This window comes from Clostridium estertheticum, from assembly GCF_018861295.1.
Lineage (GTDB): Bacteria > Bacillota > Clostridia > Clostridiales > Clostridiaceae > Clostridium_AD > Clostridium_AD estertheticum_D.
Window position 1 is genome coordinate 24,278 of the sequence record NZ_JAHLDM010000036.1, and the last position, 20,248, is coordinate 44,525.

Consider the following 20,248-nt stretch of genomic DNA (forward strand, 5'->3'; position numbering starts at 1 on the left):
ATACCTCACAAATTTATAATTAGTACCTGTAAATTCTTTAATGTTTAAATATTATAACAAACTGGAGTATTTGTCAAGGATTTGCTTCTAAATTCTTAATATTCTAAACATAAGATTTTATCCTATAGTTGTCAGGAAGATGGCTTGTATCATTTAATGTAATTATTTTAGGACTTAATTCATTATCAAAAATTATTTTACATACAGATGTATTTCCTAAAACTATTTTATGATACATAGTCATTTTAAGGTCAAAGATGCCTAGTAGCCCAGCTTTAATAATTCCGCCGTGAGCTACTATAATGATTTTTTTCCCTGGATGCTTAGTTGCGATATTTAAGATTGCCTCCTTAGCCCTCATGCTGGCAATTTTAAGACTTATCTCTCCACCACACATAGGTCCATTAAGTTCATCGGTTCTCCATTGAACTAATTCTTTTGGGAAGTTTGTTTCAACTTCCTTAATGGTAAGACCTTCCCACTCTCCAAAATCTATTTCGGTTATACCTGGTTCAACTATCGGTATAATATCACTACCTTTGGATATGATTTCTGCTGTTTCATGTGCTCTTTTTAATGGACTTGTATAAATATAATCAAATTTGTTTTGAAATCTTTCATTTAAATATTGAGCTTGAAGTATTCCTTCATTTGATAGAATAATATCTTTACACCCTTGGAATTTTCCTAGAACATTCCAGTTGGTTTCACCATGTCTTACTAATGTTATTGTTGTATTCAATATTATTCACTTCCTATTATTAGTTATTAGTTTTTTCATAATATAGCATATAGCAAATGTACAAAATATACTAAGCGGTGATACCTTTAGTATCACAAATTTCTAACATAATTTAACGTCTCCTACACTAGTATATAATTAATAACAACTATATCATATTATTGATATAGTTGTTATTTTCTATATTTTAACCTACATGTTTTGTATCGGCTATTATTTTTTTACTTTATATTTAAATTATTCCTCAGATAAACCCCATAATTCTTGTTTTGATGTAGAAATAGCCATTGCCCCTGCACCAATTGCCTGCATTATATCCTTCTTAGTTTGAATTAAGCCCCCTGCTATAATTGGTACTCGCACTTCGTTTTCAATATTTTTAATAATATTACTTGCAATGCCGGGTAAAAGTTCTACAGCATCTGGTAGAATTGATTGTATATTTCTTATTCCTGTCTCAAGCGACAAAGAGTCTAATACAAATAATCTTTGAATAACGCAAAGTCCTAATTTTTTTCCGTTTTTTATATTAGTAGGCCTTGTGCTTATTATTCCATATGGATCTCCACATTGTTTTATAAAGAGCAGTCCTGCATAATCACCCTTTACTCCTTCTACTAAATCAACATGAATAAATACTACTTTCCCAGCTTCTTTAAGACTCTCACATATTTTCTTAATATTCATTATACTTCCATATAAGACAAACACAATAAGAACTTTGCTAAGAATTACTTTTTCCAAATCTTTATCATTTCTTATTGCCGCAATAACTGGGTTTTCTATTAACAGTTGTTCTAAATTCACCAATGATATTTCCTCCAAAAAATTTATTTAAAACCATAATTTATATTACCTTAAATTGTTTTTCAATTATAGTCATATTTATTTTATTATGCTCAGTCTATCACAATATTATTTTTCATTCAAGAATTTTATATTATTATGTTATCGTTTAGAATTTACGTATTTTTTAGTATTTACCCTTGTAATCGTCTAATTAGTATGATAATATGTACTTAAATAAGTAAAGGCGGAGAAAAGAGAGCCTTGATCTATGGACATGTTATGTCCATTAATCAAGGTTCTCTTTTTATTTGCATTTAGGAGGTAAAATGATGTTTGATGTAACTATTATTGGAGCTGGTGTTATTGGCTGCTCAATATCAAGAGAGTTATCTAAATATAATGTAAAAACATGTGTGCTTGAAAGATCTAGTGATGTTGCTTCTGGTACAACAAAAGCAAACAGCGCAATTGTACATGGTGGTTTTGATGCTAAGCCAAGTACTTTGAAGGGAAAATTAAATGCAAAAGGTAATGCAATGTTTACGGACCTTGCAAAGGAATTAGATTTCCCATTTAAGAGAAATGGTTCTTTGGTTCTTTGTTTCGACAAGAAGAATATGCCTGATATTGAACTTTTACTAGAACAAGGTAAAGTAAATGGAGTCCCTGATTTAGTTATTCTTGATGGTGACCAGGTTAGAGAAATGGAACCAAATGTAACAAAGCATTGTGTTGGTGCACTTTATGCTCCAAACGGAGGAATAGTTTGTCCTTACGAAATGACTATTGCTCTAGCTGAAAATTCATATAATAACGGTGTAGAATTTAAATTTGAAACTGAAGTTAAAAATATTGAAAAGAGCTCAAGTGGATATATTATAAAAACTAATAAAGGTGATATTGAAACAAAAATTGTAATAAATGCTGCAGGTTTATATTCAGGTGAAATGAATAATATGGTTAGCAAGAACAAAATCAATATAATACCAAGACGAGGCGAATATGTTTTATTTGACAGAACTGCTGGATCTCTAATAAAAAATACTATTTTTCAACTTCCAACTAAACTTGGAAAAGGAGTTCTAGTTACACCAACTGTTGATGGCAATCTGCTAATTGGACCTAATGCAGTTGATTTAGAAGACAAAGCAGATTTGGATACAACTCGTGATGGTATTGATGATATTATTAAAAAAGCTCAATTAAGCATTGAAATGGCATTCCCTATGAATATGGTTATAACTTCTTTCGCAGGAAATAGAGCTCATACTGAAACAGATGATTTTATTATTGAAGAAGCATCTGATGCTAAGGACTTTATCAATGTAGCATCAATAGCATCCCCAGGATTAAGTAGTGCTCCAAGTATAGCTTTAATGGTAGTGGATATGGTAACAAATAAATTAAATCCAGGAAAAAACTTAAAATTTAATCCAATAAGAAAAGGTATAAGAAAATTCAGAGAAATGTCTAATGAAGAGCGAAAAGCAATCATTAAAGAAATACCTGAATATGGAACAGTTATTTGTAGATGCGAAACTGTAACAGAAGGCGAAATTATAGACGCTATAAGAAGACCTCTAGGAGCAAAAACACTTGATGGAGTTAAGCTTCGTACAAGGGCTGGAATGGGTAGATGTCAATCTGGTTTCTGTTCAACAAAAGTTGTAGACATTTTAGCAAAAGAACTTAATATACCTCGCTCTGAAGTTACAAAATCCGGTGGAAATTCTATTTTGATTACTGGAACAAATAAACAATCTTTATAAATTGGAGGAATAAATATGCAAGAATATGATTTAATCATAATTGGTGGAGGTCCAGCAGGACTTGCAGCTGCAGTTTCTGCAAAGGACCAAGGAATAGACAGTATTTTAATTTTAGAAAGAGATAATCAATTAGGTGGCATTTTAAACCAATGTATTCATAATGGATTTGGTTTACATACATTTAAAGAAGAGCTTACCGGACCAGAGTATTCACAAAGGTTTATAGATAAAGCTACTGATCTTAAAATTGAGTATAAACTAAATACAATGGTTTTAGATGTAAATTCGGATAAACAAGTTACAGCTGTAAATACAGAAGATGGTATTTTAGAACTTAAGGCAAAAGCTATTATACTAGCTATGGGATGTCGTGAAAGACCAAGAGGAGCTTTAAACATTCCAGGTTCAAGGTGTGCAGGTATTTATACTGCTGGGACAGCGCAAAAATATGTTAATGCTGAAGGATTAATGCCAGGAAAAGAAGTAGTAATCCTTGGTTCTGGAGATATTGGTCTTATAATGGCAAGACGGATGACTCTTGAAGGCGCAAAAGTAAAAGCTTGTGTAGAGTTAATGCCCCATTCAAGCGGACTTAAAAGAAACATCGTACAGTGTTTAGATGATTTTAACATTCCTTTAAAATTAAGCACAACTATAATAAATATACATGGTCATGATAGACTTTGCGGCGTTACTATTGCCAAGGTTGATGCTAACAGAAAACCAATAAATGGGACTGAGGAATACATTGCTTGTGACACCTTATTATTATCTGTTGGACTTCTTCCTGAGAATGAGCTTTCTAGAAAAGCAAATATTGTACTTAATAAAGTTACAGGTGGACCAATAGTCGATGAAAGTATGCAGACAAGCATTCCTGGAATATTTACCTGTGGTAATGTGCTTCACGTTCATGATTTAGTAGATAATGTAACCACTGAAAGTTATACTGCTGGTAAAAATGCTGCTGATTGTATAAAAGGAATTCACCAGGAGGGACAGAGTGTTGAAGTAATCGCAACTGGTGGAGTTAGGTATACAGTACCAAGTACTATTAATCCTAAAAACATAGGTAATGCAATAGATGTTAGATTTAGAGTAGGCGAAGTCCATAAAGCTGCTTATATATCTGTCTACTTTGATGATGTTCGAGAGATGCATTTAAAGAAAAAGATACTTACACCAGGTGAAATGGAAAGTGTTAAATTAACTAAGGCAGTTTTTGATAAATATAGTGACTGCAAAAAAATTACTATTAAAGTTGAAAAGGAGTAATATATTATGAGTACAAGGGAATTGACGTGCATAGGCTGTCCTGTAGGTTGTGCTCTTACAGTAGAACTTAAGGGCAAAGAAGTTATAAACGTATCAGGAAATAATTGTAAGATTGGTGAGACTTACGGTAAGAAAGAATGTACTAATCCTACAAGAATTGTCACTTCATCTGTTTTTGTTTCTGGAGGAAACGCTAAAGTACTTCCTGTAAAAACTGAGAGTGATATACCAAAGGATTTAATGTTTGATTGTGTAAAATCATTAAAAGGTATTGTAATGAAAGCTCCTATTCATATAGGTGATGTGGTTCTCGAAAATGTACTTAATACAGGAGTAAATATTATAGCCACTAAGAATATTTACGTGGTATAATACTATTATCATTACAATATATTAGTATTATATTAATGAAAGATTCACGATATTATTCAATATAATATCGTGGTTTTTATAAATTCGAAGTAAACGGTTACCAAATTAAATTAATGAGGGGTGTAAAAATTATGGCTCAGTATGTAATTGCACTAGACCAAGGAACAACAAGTTCAAGATGTATTTTGTTTAACAAAGAAGGACTAATTGTAAGTGTAGCTCAAAAAGAATTCACACAAATATTTCCTAAACCAGGTTGGGTTGAACACGATCCTATGGAAATTTGGGCTACTCAATTAGGTGTAGCACAAGAAGCTATGGCCAAAATTGGTGTAACAGCAAAAGATATTTCTGCCATTGGTATAACTAATCAAAGAGAAACTACAGTAGTTTGGAATAAAAACACTGGTGTTCCAGTTTATAACGCAATTGTTTGGCAATGCAGAAGAACAGCTGGTATATGTGATGAACTAAAAGCTACAGGCTTTGATAAAATAGCAAGAGACAAAACTGGTCTCATACTTGATGCTTATTTTTCTGGAACTAAAGTTAAATGGATACTAGATAATGTTGCTGGCGCAAGAGAAGAAGCAAACAAAGGTAATTTAATATTTGGTACTATTGATACATGGTTGATTTGGAAATTAACAAATGGAAAGGTTCATGTAACCGATTATACAAATGCTTCTAGAACAATGTTATTCAACATTCATGAATTAAAATGGGATGATGAAATACTTAGAACTCTAGATATACCAAAATCAATGCTTGCAGACGTTAAACCATCAAGTTATTGTTATGGATATACTGACAGTTCAATATTTGGCTCTCCAATAGCAATAGCCGGTGCTGCAGGAGATCAACAAGCTGCATTATTTGGACAAACCTGTTATGAGGCTGGAACAGCTAAAAACACTTATGGTACTGGTTGTTTCCTATTAATGAACACTGGTGAAAAAGCAGTTGAATCACATAATGGTTTACTTACAACTATAGCTTATGGTATTGATGGTAAAATTAATTATGCTCTCGAGGGAAGTGTATTTGTTGCAGGAGCTGCAATTCAATGGTTAAGAGACGAATTAAGGATGATTAAGAGTTCACCTGAATCAGAAGAATACGCTACTGCTGTTGAAGATACAGACGGTGTATATATGGTACCTGCCTTTGTTGGACTTGGTGCACCATATTGGGATCCTTATGCAAGAGGAACAATAGTTGGTTTAACTCGTGGAACTAAAAAGGAGCACTTTATAAGAGCAGCCCTTGAATCTCTAGCTTATCAAACAAATGATGTATTAAAAGCTATGCAAGAGGATTCAGGCATTACACTTAAATCATTAAGGGTGGACGGTGGTGCATGTGCTAATAACTTCTTAATGCAGTTCCAGTCAGATATATTAGACGTTCAAGTTGATAGACCAGAAGTTATTGAAACAACAGCTTTAGGTGCCGCATATTTAGCAGGCCTTGCAGTTGGATATTGGAAGAGTCAAGAAGAAATTTCAAAAAACTGGGCATTATCTAGATCTTTCCGTTCAAAAATGGATGAAGAAAAAAGAGTTAAACTTTTAAAAGGATGGCATAAGGCTGTCGGTAGGTCTAGGGATTGGGAAGAATAAATAAAATATATTATCAGAAGTAGAATGCTTAATGCATTTTACTTCTGGACTAAATAAATTATATAGGGGGATAATATTATGTTACCATATTATGCAGAGTTTTTCGGAACAGCGTTACTAATTCTTCTTGGCGATGGCGTAGTTGCAAATGTAGTTTTAGATGATACAAATGGACATGATGGCGGATTAATAGTTATAGCTTTTGGTTGGGCATTCGCAGTTGGTATTCCGGCTTACATCTTTGGAACAGCTAGTGGTGCGTCATTTAATCCTGCACTTACTATAGCGCTCGCTGCTATTGGTAGTTTATCATGGTCAGTAGTACCTGGTTATATCGTAGCTGAGATGCTTGGAGGAATAGTCGGTGGAGTTTTAGTTTGGCTTATGTATTACCCTCATTGGGCAGTTACAGATAACAAAGCAGGAAAACTTGCTGTATTCTGCACAGCACCTAGAATTAAATGTACACCAGCAAACTTTTTATCAGAATTTATAGGTACATTTGTATTAGTATTTGCATTACTAGGAGTTGCTCAAACAAAATCATCTCCTGGATTTGGTCCACTTATTGCAGCATTTGTAATTTTAGTAATCGGTTTATGTTTAGGCGGTCCAACTGGATATGCTATTAATCCTGCAAGGGATTTAGGACCAAGAATAGCTCATGCAATATTACCAATCGCTGGTAAAGGCGATTCTAATTGGGGATATGCATGGATACCAGTAGTAGCTCCAATTTGTGGTGGTCTTGCTGGAGCATTCGCAGTCGTTGCTATGTTTGGTTAACTTCATTTAAAAATAACAGTCGTAATAATAACTTAATAATTAATGAAATAAAACATCCAATTATAATATTGGATGTTTTTATTTGCTTGTAACTACTAACTTTAAATATCTACCCTCTTTTGTTTTTTATTGCATATCTTTCCTCGTCTTTTTTCTAGTTCAGCTACAACATCGTCTATTTTTATACCCTTTTCCACCATAAGTACTAATGTGTGATAAAATAAGTCTGATATTTCTCCAACGGTCTCCTTATCATCATCGTTTTTGCTGCTAATTATTACTTCCGCACTTTCTTCTCCAACTTTTTTAAGAATTTTATCAATTCCTTCTTCAAAAAGATAACTAGTGTATGACCCTTCTATAGGGCTAGCTTTTCTTTCCTCAATTATCTTATAAAGTTCCTGTACTACATTAGTTTCACTCATTTTACAGTTCTCCTTTTATATTTATTTTAAAGCATTAATTGTTGTTATTGCTTTTTCAGTTATGATTTTTGCTTCCAGATTTCTCTGTAAAAACAAGTTTTATTTCCAGTATGACAAGCTGCTCCCACTTGCTCAACTTTAATAAGAATTGTATCTCCATCACAATCGAAACTTATACTTTTTACATATTGAAAATGCCCTGACGTTTCTCCCTTGTTCCACAACTTATTTCTTGATCTACTAAAAAACCAAGTCGTTCCAGTTTCCATTGTTTTTTTAAAAGACTCCTCGTTCATATATGCAAGCATTAAAACTTCTCCACTACATTGTTCCTGAATAATCGCAGGTATTAATCCATTATTAAATTGAATTTCTTTTATCTCTTCCATACTAACCACCACATTTCTTTATTTTTTACTATTTACTAAATTCTAATTTCTACCTCTTTAATTTTAAGATACTCTTTTACCTCTTTTATGGAAAGCTCTTTGTAATGGAACAAAGAAGCTGCAAGGGCTGCATCTGCTCCACTTTTTTCAAAAACATCATAAAAATCCTCTATTTTCCCACATCCACCTGATGCAACTACAGGTATATTTACAATATCTGTTATTGCATTTATAAACTCTATATCATACCCTTGTTTTGTTCCATCTGCATCCATACTTGTTAAAAGTATTTCACCTGCGCCTAGTTCTTCAACTTCTTTTGCCCATTTAACTGCATCGAGCCCTGTATTTATTCTTCCACCATTTATAACTACATGCCACCCTATATTATTCTCATTCTTCTTTCCATCTATTGCAACAACAACGCATTGGCTTCCATATTTTGATGCTGCCTGCGTTATAAGTTTAGGATTACGAATTGCAGCAGAGTTTATAGATATTTTATCAGCTCCTGCTCTAAGTATTTCCTTAAAATCCTCTATACTTTTAATTCCTCCACCTACAGTGAGAGGAATAAATACTTTCTCAGCAGTCCTTTTTATAACATCTATCATTGTTTTTCTTCCCTCATGAGTAGCTGTTATATCTAAAAATACAATTTCATCTGCGCCTTCGCTGTTGTAGAACTCTGCAATTTCAACAGGATCTCCTACGTCAGTTAAGTTCACAAAGTTTATTCCTTTCATTACTCTCCCATTAGTTACATCAAGACAAGGAATTATTCTTTTAGTAAGCATCGACTAAGCCCTCCCCGCAAGTATCGCTTCTTCAAGCGATATGTTTCCACTGTAAAGTGCTTTTCCTATAATTGCTCCATATATATTCATTTCCTTAAGTTTCTTTATATCATCAATGTTTTTCATGCCACCAGATGCAATAATATCGCAAGAAACCTCGTCATTAATTTTCCCAGTTGCCTCAAAATTAGGTCCAGTCAAAGTTCCATCACGACTTATGTCAGTAAATATTATAGTTTTTATGCCTATATTCTCCATTTGTTTTGCAAAATCTATATATTCAACTTTACTACTTTTTTGCCAACCTTCTACTGCTACAAAACCATCTCTTGCATCTATTCCAATTGCAATTTTATTTTCAAATTTTTTCACTGCTTCTTTTACAAGTGACGGATTGTTTAAAGCTGCAGTACCAAGTATAACTCTACTTAATCCTTTATTAATTAACATGTCTATGGTATCTATACTTCTAATTCCACCGCCAAGTTGTATAGGGATTTTCAAATCATTTATAATTTTATTTATACTATTTAAATTTTCAATAGATCCTCTTAATGCTCCATCTAGATCTACCATATGTAAATATTCTGCTCCCTTCTTCATAAAGTTCAAAGCAGTTTGTAGGGGATCTTCCCCTACAACTTTCGCTGACATAAATTCACCTTTAAAAAGTCTAACACATTTTCCATCTTTTAAATCTATTGCTGGAAATATTTTCATTTCACTACCTCCGCGAAGTTTTTAAGTAATTTCATCCCAAAGTCTCCACTTTTCTCTGGATGAAACTGCATGCCAAATATATTGCCCTTACTTACAATTGCAGGTATCTTTTTCTCGTACGTACTATATGCATTTACAATACCATCCTCACAATTTACAGCATAATAAGAATGTACAAAATATACATACTGATTTTCTTCTATGCCTCCAAGTAATGGGGAATCATTTTCAAAGGATAAACTATTCCATCCCATATGTGGAATTTTTATAGAACCCTCTAGTTTTATGATGTTTCCTTTTAATAATCCTAGTCCCTGGCATTTTTCAACCTCACAACTTTCATCAAAGAAAAGTTGCATGCCAAGACATATGCCAAGTATTGGTTTTCCTTCTTTAGCAGCCTGTTTAATTACCTCATCTATTCCTGATTCTTTCATATTTTTCATTGCATCTGGAAAGGCACCTACTCCAGGAACAATAATGCTTCTACATTTTGATATTTCCTCAGCATTCGATGATATAATCGACAAAATATTCAATGATTTAAGTGCATTTTGAACGCTATTCAAATTTCCAACACCATAATCAACTATTGCTATCATAGTTTTCCTCCTTATAAAGATCCCTTTGTAGACATAACACCTTTTATCCTACTGTCATATGTTGAGGCCTCACTTAATGCTTTTCCAAAAGCTTTGAATAAGCCTTCCACCATATGATGATTATTTTTCCCGTAAATTATTCTTGCATGAAGCGTTATACCACTATTCATAGCTAAAGCCCTAAAAAATTCTTCCACCATTTCGGTATCAAAATCTCCAATTTTATCTACTGTAAAATTTGCATCGAATACAAGGTAAGGTCTACCACTTAAATCTAGTGACACTGTAGCCAATGTTTCATCCATAGGTACAAAACTAGTTCCATACCGTTTTATCCCCTCTTTGCCTTTTAGTGATTCCTTTATTGCAAGTCCAAGCACTATCCCTACATCTTCAATAGTATGATGAGAATCTACAAATAAATCTCCCACAGCCTTAACATATAAATCTAGAAGTCCATGTTTTGCAAAAAGGTTTAACATATGATCAAAGAAGCCTATACCTGTATCGCCCTCAAAATTTCCAGTTCCATCTAAATTTATACGTGCCTCAATATTAGTTTCATTACTTTTTCTTGATATTTTTGCTTCTCTTTGAATCATATACCTCACTCCTTTTGAAATGTTAATTTATATAGTACATATTTTTATATGATATTTTTTAATAAACAGTTGTTTTCTGCTCTACTTCCTATCGTTATTCTCAAACAGTTTACTAATTTCCCTGAAGTATAACAACGCACATTTATACTCTGTTTTAAAAGTTTTGATTTAATTTCTAAAGCATTTGGGACCTCAACTAGTATAAAATTTGCTTTAGCTTTATAAAGCTTTATTCCATTAATATTGCTTAATTTTTCCCATAAGTAAACTCTCTCTGCAAGTATGTTTTTAACATTGTTATATATTATTTCTGGCTTTTTTAATATAACACATGCTATACTTTGAGTAATAGAATTCACATTATAAGGTGGTTTTACTTTTTTAAGCTCAGACATTAAAACGTTATTAGTAATCATAAATCCGAGCCTTATAGCTGCAAGACCAATTTTCGAACAAGTTCTGAGTACAATTAAATTCTCATAAAAATCTATTTTATCTAAGATACTCTCGCCATAAAACTCAAAGTATGCCTCATCAATTACTACAATACATTTGCACCCTTCTATTATTTTAATAATATCCTCTCTTTTAATAATATTACCAGTAGGATTATTAGGGTTAGATAAAAATACGATTTTAACCTTTTCACTATTAGCCATGGAAATAAAACCATCTACATCCAATTCTAATGCAGGTCCAAGCGGAAATTCAATTGGAATTCCTCCAGCAACTTTAGTATATAAACCATACATGGAGAAATCAGGGCTTTGCATTGCTACTTTATCCCCAGCATTTAAAAATGTATGAGCGATTATTTGAATGCACTCATCTGAACCATTTCCAGCCATTACGTTTATACTTAAAACATTAGCATATTTAGCATAAAGATCACATACCTCGAGTGCATCTGGATCTGGATACCTATTATAAATGGAGTTTTCTATTGCCTTACCTATTTCTTTTCTAGTTTCAAAATCAAGGTTACTAAAACTTTCATTGGCGTTTAACCTTACTTTATAATCAGTTTTACCTGCACTATATGATTCAAAATCACTTAAATCTTCTCTAAAAAAATCTTGTACCATTATTTAAACCTCACTTTAATAGAATTTCCATGAGCTGTAAGCCCTTCAACATCTGATAATTTTATTACCTTGTCCTTAACTTCGCTTAGTGCTTCCTTAGTATAATATATATAACTTGATTTTTTAATAAAATCATCTACAGATAATGGTGAAAAGAATCTTGCAGTTCCGCTTGTTGGTAGAACATGATTAGGTCCTGCCATATAATCTCCTAGTGGTTCCGGAGCATACTCACCTAAAAATATGGAACCGGCATTTTTTATATCACCCAAATAATTAAATGGATCACGAACCATTACCTCAAGATGCTCAGGTGCAGTGTCATTTGCAAGTTCTATAGCTTCCTTTATATTTTGAGCTATTAAAATAACTCCGTATTTTTCTAAAGATTCCTTAATGATTTTGCACCTGCTCATATCTTTTATCTGTATTTCTAGTTCCTTAACTACCTTGTTTGCAAGGTCTCTTGAAGTAGTTATAAGCATAGCTGACGCAAGAATATCATGCTCTGCTTGCGACATTAAATCCGCTGCAATGAAGCGTTCATTTGCAAACTCATCTGCAATAATTAAGATTTCACTAGGACCTGCAATCATATCTATTGCAACGCAGCCAAACACACTCTTTTTTGCCATAGCAACATAAATATTTCCTGGTCCTACTATTTTATCAACTTTAGATATTTTTTCTGTTCCATATGCAAGTCCGGCAATCGCTTGTGCTCCACCCATTTTGTAAATCTTATCAACACCAGCTATGTCTGCTGCAACTAGAATATGAGGATTCACAGTTCCATCATTAAGTGGTGGTGTTACCATAACTAGATTTTCAACACCTGCAACCTTTGCTGGAATTGCATTCATAATAACAGATGACGGGTAAGATGCCGTGCCACCAGGCACATATATTCCAACACTTTCAAGTCCTCTTACAGTTTGGCCTAAAATAGCACCCTTTTCTTTTGTCATCATCCAAGCATTTCTTTTTTGTTTTTCGTGAAATTCCTTAACATTTACTTTTGCTAGTCTTATAGCATCTAAAAAGTCTTGGTCAACCATTTTATATGCATTTTTAATTTCTGCATCTGTTACAACAAAATTTGCAAGTGTTACAAATTTACTATCAAATTTCTGAGTGTATTCAATTATAGCTTCATCGCCTCTAGTTCTTACGTCTGCTAAAATTTTATCTACTATGATATTTACATCTTTTTGAACATCTTCCGTCCTCTTTTTTAAAAACTTCATATATTCTTTTCCATCAGTGCTATTTGCCTCTATAATTTTTATCACTATATCATCGCCTCATTTTTATCTACATATTGTTGAACCTTAACTATTAAATTACCTATCTCATCCTTTTTCATCTTCATGCTAGCTCTATTTACTATCATTCTTGCACTAATATCACATATTTTTTCTATAATAATCAATCCGTTTTCACGAAGAGTGTCTCCTGTTTCAACCAAATCCACAATTGCATCTGATAATTCAAGGATTGGAGCAAGTTCCACTGACCCATCTAATTTAATAATTTCAACATCTTCATTATTTTTTTTGAAATATTCTTTTGCAACTGTTGGATATTTAGTAGCTATTTTTTTACGATTATATCCATCATAACTTTTAAAACTTGGTAATGCTGCAACTGCAAACATACATTTTCCAACCTTTAAATCTACTACTTCATAAAATTCTTTATTTTGCTCCATTAAAGTATCTTTACCAACGATTCCAATATCTGCTGCACCATGCTCTACATAGGTTAAAACATCTGTAGACTTAACTAAAACAAATTCTATATTGTTTTTTACATCCTTAAGAATTAATTTTCTTCCCTTATTTTTAAGATCTGTGCAGTCTATTCCTATATCTTCAAACATAGAAATAGCATACTTTTCTAATCTTCCTTTTGTTAATGCTATACGTATTACTTTCATAGTTATTCCTCCAAAATATTAATATACATATCTAAACCATTAATAAATTTCTCAGTACTTGTCTTAAAGCTTTTTTTACTTTTAGTATCTATTAATTCAATTTTGTTCCCTTCTAATATACAAATCATTTTATCTATTCCCTTTATCTGCGCATAAATCAGAGTTTTTTCTTTTTCTTCAAATAAACTTAATTCAGTACTAAGACCTTTGGCTCTAATTTGCTCTGCAAACTTATATGCACATGCTACTAAAGCATTTTCAAAATAAATCATGAATTTTTCATTGACCTTCTCATTATCATTACCTTGCTTTGAAAGGACAGACTGAATATTGTCCACATCTATGGCAAATCCAACTGCTGGCATTGATGCACCAAATTTTGATATTAGGTTATCATATCTTCCTCCACTAATTATTGTCGTTCCAACTTCACTACTATATCCTCTAAATGTTATCCCAGTATAATAATCAATATGCTGTACCATTCCTAAATCAATAGAAATATATTCACCAAATCCTACGCTTACTATACGCTCATAAATTTTTTCTATAGTATCGAGCGCTGCAAGTGCTCTCCTGTTTTGAGTTAACATTCTTGCAGTTCCAAGTATTTCAATCCCACCAAACAGCTCTGGCAATTTTTTCAAAGCTTCTACATTTTCTATACCAAGAGTTAATTCTTTATCATCTATAAATTCTCTTAATGCTCCAAAGTTCTTATTTTCAACAAGACCCCTTAACCTTTCCATTTCTTCATGATCAAGATCTATATCTTCAATAAGTCCCTTGAAAAACTCAGCTTGACCAATTTCAAGTTCAAATTTTTTTACTCCTATAGCAAGTAATGATGAAATAGCTGTTATAATTACTTCGGCATCTGATTTTGGACTTTCACTTCCTATTATTTCAATTCCAGATTGCGTCATTTCACTAACCTTTCCATTCCAGTTTTCATTTATTCTAAATATATTACCGCTATAACATATTCGAAGCGGATATGCTGAATCCCTAAGCTTTGTCGCAGCAATTCTAGCTATTGGCATAGTCATATCTGGTCTTAACACTAATATTCTTCCTGCATTATCAAAAAGCTTATACATTTTTTCTTGTTCAATTGATACGTCATCACCCTGAAAAACATCATAAAATTCCAGTGTTGGAGATATTACTTCTAAATAACCAGTACTTATATACAAGTTCCTAAGTGTATCTATAATCTTAATTTTATTATTACAATCCTCGAAAAGTATATCTCTTGAACCTTCCGGTATATGTCTTTTCCAATTATTCATAATTTCACTCCTTTAATTGTGCTTTATTACTTTATTACTTTATTACTTTATTACTTTATCACTTTAACGCTTCATCTTGTTGAAATATTACCATCTTTCTATAGGTAAGTCAACCTTTAATTTTTTAAAATTTCTATAAGTTCTAAAAATTACAACAATTGATATTTATATATTAAATTATTTCTTTAATTAAAATTCGTTTATAGGGCAATTATATCATTCACCCACTATTCATTCTACTTCTTTTACAAAACTCTCATACATTGTATAAAAAAATTTTCTACAATATAATATCAAGTTATTGATATTTAAAATTTATTATGCTATTATTCATAAAGTCATTATTATTCAAGATAATACATAATTATAAATTTTAATAAAGAAGTTTCAAACATAATATAGCGTTTTACTAAAAAGGAGCTGTTACGGTGTGACAAAAGGTGTTTTCGTTCAATTGTTAAATATTTGTAAGAGTTTTAACCAAGATGACCCTATCATTAAAAACTTAGACCTTGACATACATCAAGGTGAATTTCTAACCCTACTCGGACCAAGTGGTTGTGGAAAAACCACTACCTTAAGAATGATTGCTGGTTTTGAATTTCCCACAAGTGGCGAAATTGTAATTGATGGAGAAAATATTACGCAAAAATCACCTTACCTTAGGAGTGTTAACACAGTATTTCAAAACTATGCATTATTTCCTCATATGAATATCTATGATAATATAGCCTTTGGTCTTAAAATGAAGAAAATGCCGAAGAATGAAATAAAAGACAATGTAAATAAGATGTTGAAAATGGTTCAACTTGAAGGTTTTGAGAATAGAATGCCCTCTATGCTAAGTGGTGGACAAATGCAACGTGTTGCGATAGCAAGAGCAATCGTAAATAAACCAAAAGTTCTTCTTTTAGATGAGCCTCTAGGTGCACTTGATTTAAAGCTCCGCAAACAAATGCAATTGGAACTTAAGCATCTTCAAAAAATTCTTGGAATAACCTTTGTTTTCGTGACCCATGATCAAGAAGAGGCTTTGACGATGTCCGACCGAATCGTTGTTATGAACAGTGGTGTTATTGAGCAAATTGGTACACCAGAAGAACTTTATGAGCATCCTAGAACTAAATTTGTAGCTACATTTTTAGGAGAAACAAACATCTTAGAAGGTGAGATTATTAAATTAAAAGAGAATGAAGTTTTGCTTAAGCTTTATCAAGAAGAAGATATAATTAGAATACCTAACCATAATTATAATTTAGGTGATAAATTTATAGTTTCTGTTAGACCTGAGAGGATTAAAATAAAAGAAACCGTTGAAGAAGGCGACGTTTGGTTAATTTGTAAATTCAAGGAAAGAATTTATGTAGGTTCAACCATTAAAGTTATTATGCTTCTTAAAGATAATAAAGAAATTATAGTTAATGAGCCAATAGGACAAAATTTTGTATTTATAAATGAGACAAAAAATTATTTTGTAACATGGAATCCTAATCATACTATAGTTATTAAGGAATAAAGGAAGTTGAGCAAATGAAAACTAATAAATCAAGAAATCCTATAAATAAATATTTAACCTTACATCTAAAATATTTAACAACAATTTCCCCTGCTCTTATATGGCTAATAGTATTTTTTGTTATGCCACTTTTATTTATAGTTGTAGTAAGTTTTTCTACTAGAGGCGAAGTTGGCAACATCATATATAAGTTTACTTTAGAAAATTATATGAGGCTTTTAGACCCTCTTTATATTAATATTTTTCTAAAATCAATCCTGATAGCTACATATACTACTATGGTATGTTTGATTTTCGGCTATCCTTTTGCATACATAATAGCAAATGTTAATAAAAAATTTAAGCCACTATTACTTTTACTAATAATCCTCCCATTTTGGACTAATTCATTAGTTAGAACCTACGCTATAATAGTATTACTTAAAACCGAGGGGATTATAAATACATTATTATTACATTTTCATATAATAAATATACCTCTTAATTTAATGTATAACAATTTTGCGGTTATGATTGGCATGCTATACATGATGTTTCCATTTATGGTTCTTCCTCTATATACTTCCATAGAAAAACTTGACAAGAGAATATTAGATGCTGCATCTGATCTTGGAGCAGGTCCATTTTATAAATTCATCAAAATTATTCTTCCACTTACCAAAGGTGGTATTATATCAGGTTCTATTTTAGTTTTTATTCCTACCCTTGGACTTTTCTTTGTAACTGACCTTATGGGAGGTAGTAAGGTAATCCTTATGAGTAATCTAATCAAAAATCAGTTCCTTACTGCAAGAGATTGGCCCTTCGGTTCTGCTATATCAGTTATTTTAATAATTGTTATGTTATCTGTTATTTTATATAGTACAAAACTAACTGGAACTAAAGGAACTAAGGAGGTATTATAAAGATGAAAAGCAAAAAAACAAATTCACTGAAATTTTTATATTTGATCTTAATATTTATGTTTTTATATATACCTATTATAGTACTTATCGGATTTTCCTTTAACCAGTCAAAATTAAATGTAGTTTGGACCGGTTTCACATTTAAATGGTATGGTAGTCTACTCCATAATGCAGGCATATTAGATGCTGTTAAGAACTCATTTATTATAGCTATAATTAGTACAATAATTTCTGTAATTATAGGAACTTTGGCCGCCATTGGAATGTATAGATATAAATTTCGCGCTAAAAAATTAGTTGACGCAATACTTTATGTACCTTTAGTTATACCTGAAATAGTTATGGGTATATCCCTACTTGCTTTTTTCTCCATAGCAAAGATCCCTTTAGGTAGAGTGTCTTTAATTATTGCCCATGTTACTTTCAGTATAGCTTACGTTGTAGCAGTGGTTAAAACTAGACTTGACGGCTTCGATAGGTCTGTTGAAGAAGTTGCTATGGATCTTGGTGCTACACCTATAAAAACCTTTTTTAATATAACTCTACCAATTATTATGCCAGGTGTTATTGCAGGAGCATTACTTGCCTTTACTTTATCGCTTGATGATGTAATAATTAGTTTTTTTGTAGCTGGACCTGGTAGTGTTACTTTGCCTCTTAAAGTATTTTCTATGGTAAAGTTTGGTGTTACGCCTGAAATTAACGCCCTATCTACCATACTAATATTTTTAACCATTATTATAATTTGTTTTGCACTTTTAATTCGAAATGTAAATATAAATATGAAAAAGATTGGAGCTATAGTAACTTCAATTTTGATTGTATTTGGAAGTATTGGTGGTGGAATATTCACTTATGCTAACCACAATGCGCAGCCTGAGGAAGTTTTAAATGTTTTTAACTGGTCTGAATATTTACCACAGTCCGTTATAGATAAATTTGAACAAACCTATAATATTAAAGTAAATTATAGTACTTTTTCATCAAATGAAGAAATGCTAGCAAAGCTTATGGCAGGTGGTGGAAATTATGATTTAACAGTAGCTAGTGACTTTATGGTTGAAATATTAAGTAAACAAGGACTTATAACACCGATAAATAAAAGTAGTTTAACAAATCTAAACAATATAGGACCTCAATATTTAAACCTACCCTTTGATCGTGGTAATAAATATAGTGTCCCTTATATGTGGCTTGCAGGGGTAATCTCCTATGATAGTTCAAAAATCCCTGAAGGCACAATAAAAGGATATAAGGACCTTTGGAAACCTGAGTTTAAAAATTCTTTAACTGTACTTGATGATGAAAGAGTTATAATTGGAATGACCCTTAAGATGCTTGGGTATCCACTAAATGAAACTAGCCCAGCAGCTCTTCAAAAAGCAAAAGAAGCACTTATAAAACTTCAACCTAATATTAAATCTTATGATAGTGATAGTCCCAAAACAAGCCTTATAAATGGAGAGTCAAAAGCAATGTTCGCCTGGGGAGCAGAAGGAAATCTAGCACGCCTCGAAAACCCAAATATAAAATATGTAATCCCGAGGGAAGGACTATTTCTTCAGCAGGACAATTTTGTAATTCCAAAAGCTGCAAAAAATGTTAAAGCTGCGCAGCTTTTTATGAATTTTATAATGCAGCCTGAAATAAGTGCTGAGATTTCTCATAACTTCCCTTATGGAAATCCTAACACCGCAGCATACAAATACATTGATAAAAAAATACTAGATGATAAAGCAGTTTATCCTCCTAAAGAAGTTGTAAAAAAGGGTGAATACTTAAAGGATATAGGGAAATCAGTAACAGATTTAGATAAGATATGGACGGAAGTTAAATAAAAGATTGACTTTTATTAAAATTGTGTATAATATTTATAGTGAAATAAAAAACTTCTACCCATTTTTGGAAATTGGCTAGAAGTTTTTTGATGTTTATCAATTTAAGGGAGGCAAATAATGGCTACAAATAGAAGTGTTAAAGGTAATTTTAATTATAACAATATAGAAAAAACAGGAAAAAATTTTATGTATAAAAACCTTGAAAGAAGCAATTGTTATAATAGTGATTTTTCAGATTCAAATTTTAATTATGTTAACTTTAGAGGAGCTCACTTTAAATCATGTGTTTTTCTTGAATGTACATTTAAATGTGCCGAATTTATTGGAACAAATCTAAAGGACAGCGATTTTCAAAATACTGTATTTGAAAATACTTTATTTGATTCTACAAATTTAGATGGAGCAGATTTTAAAGATGCGGAATTTAAAAACACTATATTTTTATTAACCGATGTTCATAAAGCTAAAAATCTAAGCCTTAAAAATCCAGAAATAAGAATTTTTGATGAAATACCAGCATTAGAAATTAGTGATGATCTTCGTTTCGCAATTTTAAAAGTAATGAAAAATAAATATGTAAAAGCGGCAAGAGTCCTTGATACAAAAAATGGTGATATTAATATAATAAATGTAATGATATTACTAGAAAATTTTGACGAAGAAACTTTGATTAAAGGATTAAATCTTGTTAGTGATGATTTGAATTGTGATTTTCATACATTAAGTTACATAATTAAATATATAAAAAATAATATGTAATTACGTATTAAAACAAATTTTTTT

At 31.7% G+C, this 20,248-nt stretch carries 21 protein-coding genes; 9 read left to right on the top strand and 12 right to left on the bottom strand.

The window, feature by feature from the left end:
• Window positions 1-103: 103 nt before the first annotated feature.
• Window positions 104-742: a histidine phosphatase family protein gene (locus tag KPL54_RS23395; protein ID WP_216108906.1), complete on the bottom strand. Its 639-nt coding sequence runs from the start codon at window positions 740-742 to the stop codon at window positions 104-106.
• Window positions 743-979: 237 nt separating this feature from the next.
• Complete coding sequence (locus KPL54_RS23400; RefSeq protein WP_216108931.1) at window positions 980-1,549, bottom strand: glycerol-3-phosphate responsive antiterminator; 570 nt, start codon at window positions 1,547-1,549, stop codon at window positions 980-982.
• 311 nt (window positions 1,550-1,860) lie between these two features.
• Between KPL54_RS23400 and KPL54_RS23405 the strand changes: the two genes are divergently transcribed.
• From KPL54_RS23405 to KPL54_RS23425, 5 genes are all read left to right on the top strand, one after another.
• A complete protein-coding gene (locus KPL54_RS23405; protein ID WP_216108932.1) occupies window positions 1,861-3,300 on the top strand; it encodes an NAD(P)/FAD-dependent oxidoreductase in 1,440 nt (479 codons plus the stop codon).
• A gap of 15 nt (window positions 3,301-3,315) precedes the next feature.
• Entirely contained in the window at window positions 3,316-4,575 is a 1,260-nt protein-coding gene (locus KPL54_RS23410; protein WP_216108907.1) for an NAD(P)/FAD-dependent oxidoreductase, read from the top strand.
• Window positions 4,576-4,581: 6 nt separating this feature from the next.
• Window positions 4,582-4,947 carry a DUF1667 domain-containing protein gene (locus KPL54_RS23415; protein ID WP_216108908.1) on the top strand — a complete coding sequence of 122 codons (366 nt, stop codon included), beginning with the start codon at window positions 4,582-4,584 and terminating at the stop codon, window positions 4,945-4,947.
• A gap of 131 nt (window positions 4,948-5,078) precedes the next feature.
• Window positions 5,079-6,569: a glycerol kinase GlpK gene (gene glpK / locus KPL54_RS23420; RefSeq protein ID WP_216108909.1), complete on the top strand. Its 1,491-nt coding sequence runs from the start codon at window positions 5,079-5,081 to the stop codon at window positions 6,567-6,569.
• A gap of 78 nt (window positions 6,570-6,647) precedes the next feature.
• Window positions 6,648-7,355, top strand: a complete 708-nt coding sequence (locus KPL54_RS23425; RefSeq protein WP_216108910.1) for an MIP/aquaporin family protein — start codon at window positions 6,648-6,650, stop codon at window positions 7,353-7,355.
• A 101-nt stretch (window positions 7,356-7,456) separates the two neighbouring features.
• Here the strand turns inward: KPL54_RS23425 and hisE are convergent, their stop codons facing one another.
• Genes hisE through KPL54_RS23475 form a run of 10 tightly spaced genes read right to left on the bottom strand, consistent with a single transcriptional unit; the run spans window position 7,457 to window position 15,206 of the window.
• Entirely contained in the window at window positions 7,457-7,780 is a 324-nt protein-coding gene (gene hisE / locus KPL54_RS23430; RefSeq protein ID WP_216108911.1) for a phosphoribosyl-ATP diphosphatase, read from the bottom strand.
• Window positions 7,781-7,839: 59 nt separating this feature from the next.
• On the bottom strand, window positions 7,840-8,169 hold the full coding sequence (hisI, locus tag KPL54_RS23435) for a phosphoribosyl-AMP cyclohydrolase (RefSeq protein ID WP_216108912.1): 330 nt from the start codon (window positions 8,167-8,169) through the stop codon (window positions 7,840-7,842).
• Window positions 8,170-8,204: 35 nt separating this feature from the next.
• A complete protein-coding gene (gene hisF, locus KPL54_RS23440; protein ID WP_216108913.1) occupies window positions 8,205-8,966 on the bottom strand; it encodes an imidazole glycerol phosphate synthase subunit HisF in 762 nt (253 codons plus the stop codon).
• 3 nt (window positions 8,967-8,969) lie between these two features.
• Entirely contained in the window at window positions 8,970-9,686 is a 717-nt protein-coding gene (hisA, locus tag KPL54_RS23445) for a 1-(5-phosphoribosyl)-5-[(5-phosphoribosylamino)methylideneamino]imidazole-4-carboxamide isomerase (protein ID WP_216108914.1), read from the bottom strand.
• Window positions 9,683-10,288, bottom strand: a complete 606-nt coding sequence (gene hisH / locus KPL54_RS23450; protein WP_216108915.1) for an imidazole glycerol phosphate synthase subunit HisH — start codon at window positions 10,286-10,288, stop codon at window positions 9,683-9,685. Before hisH ends, hisA begins: the two co-directional genes overlap by 4 nt.
• 11 nt (window positions 10,289-10,299) lie before the next feature.
• The gene (hisB, locus tag KPL54_RS23455) at window positions 10,300-10,890 is read right to left on the bottom strand and encodes an imidazoleglycerol-phosphate dehydratase HisB (protein WP_216108916.1); all 591 of its coding nucleotides are present in this window, start codon (window positions 10,888-10,890) and stop codon (window positions 10,300-10,302) included.
• A 44-nt stretch (window positions 10,891-10,934) separates the two neighbouring features.
• A complete protein-coding gene (gene hisC, locus KPL54_RS23460; RefSeq protein WP_216108917.1) occupies window positions 10,935-11,975 on the bottom strand; it encodes a histidinol-phosphate transaminase in 1,041 nt (346 codons plus the stop codon).
• Window positions 11,975-13,267, bottom strand: coding sequence for a histidinol dehydrogenase (gene hisD / locus KPL54_RS23465; RefSeq protein ID WP_216108918.1), 1,293 nt, complete (start codon window positions 13,265-13,267; stop codon window positions 11,975-11,977). The genes hisC and hisD overlap by 1 nt, the downstream gene beginning before the upstream one ends.
• Entirely contained in the window at window positions 13,267-13,914 is a 648-nt protein-coding gene (gene hisG, locus KPL54_RS23470) for an ATP phosphoribosyltransferase (RefSeq protein WP_071612752.1), read from the bottom strand. Before hisG ends, hisD begins: the two co-directional genes overlap by 1 nt.
• A gap of 2 nt (window positions 13,915-13,916) precedes the next feature.
• Window positions 13,917-15,206, bottom strand: coding sequence for an ATP phosphoribosyltransferase regulatory subunit (locus tag KPL54_RS23475; RefSeq protein ID WP_216108919.1), 1,290 nt, complete (start codon window positions 15,204-15,206; stop codon window positions 13,917-13,919).
• Window positions 15,207-15,636: 430 nt separating this feature from the next.
• Between KPL54_RS23475 and KPL54_RS23480 the strand changes: the two genes are divergently transcribed.
• The 4 genes from KPL54_RS23480 to KPL54_RS23495 all read left to right on the top strand — a co-directional run bounded on the left by KPL54_RS23480 (window position 15,637) and on the right by KPL54_RS23495 (window position 20,224).
• The gene (locus KPL54_RS23480) at window positions 15,637-16,722 is read left to right on the top strand and encodes an ABC transporter ATP-binding protein (protein WP_216108920.1); all 1,086 of its coding nucleotides are present in this window, start codon (window positions 15,637-15,639) and stop codon (window positions 16,720-16,722) included.
• A gap of 14 nt (window positions 16,723-16,736) precedes the next feature.
• Window positions 16,737-17,627, top strand: coding sequence for an ABC transporter permease (locus tag KPL54_RS23485; protein ID WP_216108921.1), 891 nt, complete (start codon window positions 16,737-16,739; stop codon window positions 17,625-17,627).
• 2 nt (window positions 17,628-17,629) lie between these two features.
• The gene (locus KPL54_RS23490; protein WP_216108922.1) at window positions 17,630-19,465 is read left to right on the top strand and encodes an extracellular solute-binding protein; all 1,836 of its coding nucleotides are present in this window, start codon (window positions 17,630-17,632) and stop codon (window positions 19,463-19,465) included.
• A 117-nt stretch (window positions 19,466-19,582) separates the two neighbouring features.
• Entirely contained in the window at window positions 19,583-20,224 is a 642-nt protein-coding gene (locus KPL54_RS23495; protein ID WP_216108923.1) for a pentapeptide repeat-containing protein, read from the top strand.
• Window positions 20,225-20,248 lie beyond the last annotated feature (24 nt).